Annotated in this window: 4 protein-coding genes and 1 pseudogene; all 5 read left to right on the top strand. The window is 71.6% G+C overall.

The window, feature by feature from the left end:
- Nucleotides 1-65: 65 nt before the first annotated feature.
- Nucleotides 66-470 (top strand): annotated as a pseudogene (locus ABZW11_RS46040) (hypothetical protein); the annotation flags it as partial.
- A gap of 1 nt (nt 471) precedes the next feature.
- The gene (arcC, locus tag ABZW11_RS46035; RefSeq protein ID WP_355432853.1) at nt 472-1,407 is read left to right on the top strand and encodes a carbamate kinase; all 936 of its coding nucleotides are present in this window, start codon (nt 472-474) and stop codon (nt 1,405-1,407) included.
- Between the two features lie 9 nt (nt 1,408-1,416).
- Nucleotides 1,417-2,838 carry an amino acid permease gene (locus tag ABZW11_RS46030; protein ID WP_355432850.1) on the top strand — a complete coding sequence of 474 codons (1,422 nt, stop codon included), beginning with the start codon at nt 1,417-1,419 and terminating at the stop codon, nt 2,836-2,838.
- Nucleotides 2,839-3,708 carry a universal stress protein gene (locus tag ABZW11_RS46025; RefSeq protein WP_355432847.1) on the top strand — a complete coding sequence of 290 codons (870 nt, stop codon included), beginning with the start codon at nt 2,839-2,841 and terminating at the stop codon, nt 3,706-3,708.
- Nucleotides 3,709-4,010: 302 nt separating this feature from the next.
- Nucleotides 4,011-4,505 carry a transcriptional regulator gene (locus ABZW11_RS46020; protein WP_026214021.1) on the top strand — a complete coding sequence of 165 codons (495 nt, stop codon included), beginning with the start codon at nt 4,011-4,013 and terminating at the stop codon, nt 4,503-4,505.
- Nucleotides 4,506-4,683: the final 178 nt, after the last annotated feature.

Here is a 4,683-nt window from a genome sequence, read left to right as displayed (position 1 = left end):
CCAGCTCGGGCAGGAGGGCCGGCAGCTGCTCTTCGTCACGCTCGCGGAAGGCGCCGAGCTGACCGACCTCGACGCGGACGCGCTGCGCGTTCGAGGTGGCGGCCCGCGAGCAGGGGGCGCACACGACGTACCTCGGTCCAGGGGACTCGCAGCTCGGGCACGAGGAGTCGGTCGCCGACACCGCACGGGCGCTGGGCCGCATGTACGACGGCCTGCTGCTGCCGTACCAGGTGAACGACGCCGTGGTGCGGGCGACGGGCAACCCGGCGGTGCGGTTCATGCGCTGCCTGCCGGCCTTCCACGACCGGCGGACGAAGGTCGGCGCCGAGATCTTCGACCGCACCGGGCTCGACGCGCTGGAGGTGACCGGCGCCGTCTTCGACTCGCCCCGCTCGATCGTCTTCGGCCAGGCCGCGAACCGGCTGCACGCGGCCAAGGCCGTCATGGTCGCGACGCTGGGAGGCTGCTGAGGTGCGGGTCATCGTGGCGCTCGGCGGCAACGCGGTGCTGCGGCGCGGCGAGCGTCCCGACGCCGCCACGCAGGTGGCCAACGTGCGCGCCGCGGTCAGGACGCTGGCGGGCCTGGCAGGACGCCACGAGCTGGTCATCACCCACGGCAACGGGCCCCAGGTCGGGATGCTGGCCATGCAGAGCGCCGCAGACCCTGGCCTGAGCGGCCCCTACCCGTTCGACGCGCTCGGCGCGCAGACGCAGGGCCTGCTCGGCTACTGGATGCAGCAGGCGCTGCAGAACGCGCTGCCCGGCCGCCAGGTGCTGGCCATGGTGACGCAGACGCTGGTCTCGGCCGTCGATCCGGCGTTCGCGGCGCCCGCCAAGTTCGTCGGGCAGGTCTACGACCGGGAGGAGGCCGAGAAGCTGGCCGCCGAGCACGGCTGGACCGTCAAGCAGGACGGCTCCCACTGGCGCCGCGTCGTGCCCTCCCCCGCCCCGCGGCGCGTCGTCGAGACCCGGCTGATCCGCCGGATGATGGGCGAGGGCGTGATCGTGGTGTGCGCGGGCGGCGGCGGCATCCCCGTCGTCCGCGACGAGCGCGGCCGGCTGACCGGCGTCGAGGCGGTCGTCGACAAGGACCTGACGACCGCGCTGCTGGCCGAGGCGCTCGACTGCGACGCCTTCCTCAGCCTGACCGACGTGCCGCACGTCATGCGCGGCTTCGGCACCCCGGAGGAGCGCGCGATCGGCCACACCACGCCGCACGAGCTGCGCGCGCTCGACTTCCCCGCCGGGTCGATGGGGCCGAAGGTGGAGGCGGTCTGCCGGTTCGTCGAGACGACCGGCGACATGGCCGCCATCGGCCGCCTTGACCAGGCCGAGAGCATACTCGGCGGCACGGCGGGAACGATCGTGACGCCCAACGGCAGGTGGCCGCTGACGAGCACGCTGTAGGGGGTGTCCGTGACACTGGCCCGACGGCTCTTCCGTACCAAGCCGACCGCCCGCATCGTGGCCGAGGGCGGGCACGGTGAAGGCGGCGAGCTGCGCCGCACGATGTCGCTGTGGCAGCTGACGCTGTTCAGCGTGGGCGCCACGCTGGGCACGGGGATCTTTGTGATCCTCGGGCAGGCGGTGCCCAAGGCGGGGCCCGCGGTGGTGCTGTCGTTCGTGCTGGCGGCGATCACGGCGCTGTTCTCGGCGCTGTCGTACGCCGAGCTCGCCGGGACGATCCCGGTGTCCGGCTCGTCCTACTCCTACGCGTACGCGACGCTGGGCGAGCTGGTGGCCTGGATCTGCGGCTGGTGCCTGATGCTGGAGTACGCCGTCTCCGTGGCGGCCGTGGCGGTCGGCTGGGGCGAATACGTCAACGCGTTCCTGCGCTCGCTGTTCGGCTTCACACTGCCCGACGCGATCACCCGCTCCCCCGGCCAGGACGGCGGCGTGGTGAACGTCACCGCCATCGTCATCGTGCTGCTGGCCACCTGGCTGCTGCTCCACGGCGCTTCCGAGAGCGCCACGGCCAACGCCGTCTTCGTGCTCGTCAAGGTCGCGGTGCTGGCCTTCTTCTGCGTGGTGGCGTTCACCGCCTTCGATTCCGGCAACCTCACACCGTTCGCGCCCATGGGGGTGGCCGGCATCACGGCGGCGGCCTCGCAGGTGTTCTTCTCCTACATCGGCTTCGACGCCGCCTCCACCGCCGGTGAGGAGGCCAGGAACCCCAAGCGCGACCTCCCGCTGGCGATCCTGCTGTCGCTGCTCATCGTGACCGTCGTGTACGTCGCGGTGGCCCTGGCCGCGATCGGGGCCATGCCGTGGCAGGACTTCGACCCCGACAGCACAGAGGCGAGCCTGTCGTACATCGCCGACCTGGCGATCGGCGCCACCTGGCCGGGGCTGATCGTCTCGTTCGGCGCGGTCATCGCGATCGCCAGCGTCGTGCTGACCGTCATCTACGGCCAGACCCGCATCCTGTTCGCGATGTCGCGCGACGGCCTGATCCCGCGCGTCTTCCAGCGGGTGAACCCGCGCCGCCAGGTGCCGGTGCTCAACACGCTGATCGTGGCCGCGTTCATCTCCGTGCTGGCCGGGCTGGTGCCGCTCGGGCAGCTCGCCGAGGCGACGAGCATCGGCACGCTGTTCGCGTTCGCCATCGTCAACGTCGGCGTGCTCGTGCTCCGCTACCGCAGCCCCGAGCTGCCGCGCAGCTTCCGCACGCCGCTCTTTCCCGCCACGCCGGTGCTCGGCGCGATCCTGTGCGTCGTGGTCATGGCCGGCCTCGCCGGGGTGACGTGGCTGGCCTTCGGGCTGTGGATGCTCGCCGGCCTGGTCTGCTACTTCCTGTACGGCTATGGCCATTCGCGGCTGAATGCCGAGGTGCGCTGAATGAAGCTCGACGACGTGCTGGCCGGATACGTGCCGGGGCCGCGGGGACACGACGGGCTGGCGCTGGCCGTCCTGCTCGCCTCCCAGGCGGGGGCCCGGCTGTCGGTCGCGTACGTGCGGCCGCCCGCCGTCTCCACTCCCGGGCCCGCGCGGGCCGAGGAGAGCGCCTGGCGGGCGTACCTGCGCGAGCAGGCCGACACCGCGCTCGCCCAGGCCCGCGAGCTGGCCGGCGACGAGGCCGGCTACGTCGTCACCGCCCATCGGGGCAGCGGGCGCGGCCTGGTGGAGCTGGCCCGCGAGCGGGGCGCCGACGTCGTGGTGATCGGCCCCGCGCCGGGCGGCGGCAAGGGCCGCATCGCCTTGGGCAGCACCGCCGACCAGCTGCTGCACTCCTCCTCCGTTCCCGTCCTGCTCGCGCCGCGCGGCTTCGGCGAGACGCCGCCCGCCGCCTTCGACCGCATCACGCTCGCCTATCGGCGCGGCCCCGGCTGCGACCAGGCCGTCAAGGTCGCCGCCGCGACGGCGGCCACGCTGGGCGTGCCGCTGCGCCTGGTCACGCTGCTGCTCAGCAGCGGCAGGCGGGCGCGGATCGAGGAGGAGATGCTCGTACGCCTGCGCGACCAGGCCGCGGCGGACCTGCGCACGGCGGCACGCGGGCACCGGCGCTCGCAGGCACCCGTGGAGGTCGAGGTGCTGGAGGGCCGCAACGTGGCGCAGGCGCTCGGCGCGACCTCGTGGCTGCCCGGCGAGATGATCATATGCGCTTCCAGCGACACCGGGCCACTCAGGAGGGTCTTCCTCGGGGACACCTCCATCAAGATCATCAAGGCCGCGACCTGCCCCGTCATGATCCTGACCAGGCAGCCCTGAGCGGGTGGCGATTTCTCGTCAAACTCTGACGAAGTAGTGTTACCAGCGCGACAAGAGGGGCGAATGTGGCGATCCCTACCGGACCGGATTCGGCATCTTTTTTCCAATCAGCTTGACCTTAGGCGTCCACCCCTTTACCGTCACTGTGCGTAACCACACCGCGCGGCGTTCTGGGGTAAACCCAGGGCCATGGCTACCGATGGTGCCGAGCCTGGCACCAGACCCCCCGGTGGCCCGGGCATACGCCGCAAGGGAGCACAATCTACTGAGAGCGATACATACGAGAGCCGGGGGGCCACACCATGCCGTCTGAGTACGCAAAGTCGCTGGGTGCACGACTCCGCGCCATCCGCACCCAGCAGGGCCTGTCCCTGCACGGAGTCGAAGAGAAGTCGCGTGGCCGGTGGAAAGCCGTCGTCGTGGGGTCGTACGAGCGTGGCGACCGCGCCGTGACCGTGCAGAAGCTTGCCGAGCTTGCCGACTTCTACGGGGTGCCCGTCTCCGAGCTGCTGCCGGGCGGAGCCGCCCCCAGCCCGCTCGGGCCGACGCCCAAGCTTGTGATCGACCTGGAGCGCCTCGCCACGCTGCCGAAGGAGAAGGCCGGCGCACTCGCCCGGTACGCCGCCACCATCCAGAGCCAGCGCGGTGACTACAACGGCAAGGTGCTGTCGATCCGCCAGGAGGACCTGCGCTCCCTGGCGGTCATCTACGACAAGTCGCCGAGTGAGCTGACCGAGGAGCTCATCAGCTGGGGCGTCCTCGACGCCGAGGCCCGCCGGGCCGTGGAGTCGTTCTAACCACCCGTCATTCCTGGCCGACGCCGGGAACAGGCCCCCTCCGAACCTGCGCAGGAGGAGACGGCCACCCCGGCCCCCACCGGCCCGGAACCACGGTGGCACTTTTGCGAGGTCACCCGCTCACCTGAAGGCTCGCCGGACATCCGGCGAGCCTTCAGCACATCCACCTGACTCAGTC

It is taken from the genome of Nonomuraea sp. NPDC004580, from assembly GCF_040609855.1.
Taxonomy (GTDB): Bacteria; Actinomycetota; Actinomycetes; order Streptosporangiales; family Streptosporangiaceae; genus Nonomuraea; species Nonomuraea salmonea.
The sequence above is the reverse complement of the archived record's forward strand: the minus strand, read 5'-3'. Positions and strand labels throughout refer to the sequence as shown.

Coding starts and splice junctions, on each gene's coding strand:
- ABZW11_RS46025 (WP_355432847.1), top strand. CDS start 2,839: ATGAAGCTCGACGACGTGCTGGCCGGATACGTGCCGGGGCCGCGGGGA.
- ABZW11_RS46020 (WP_026214021.1), top strand. CDS start 4,011: ATGCCGTCTGAGTACGCAAAGTCGCTGGGTGCACGACTCCGCGCCATC.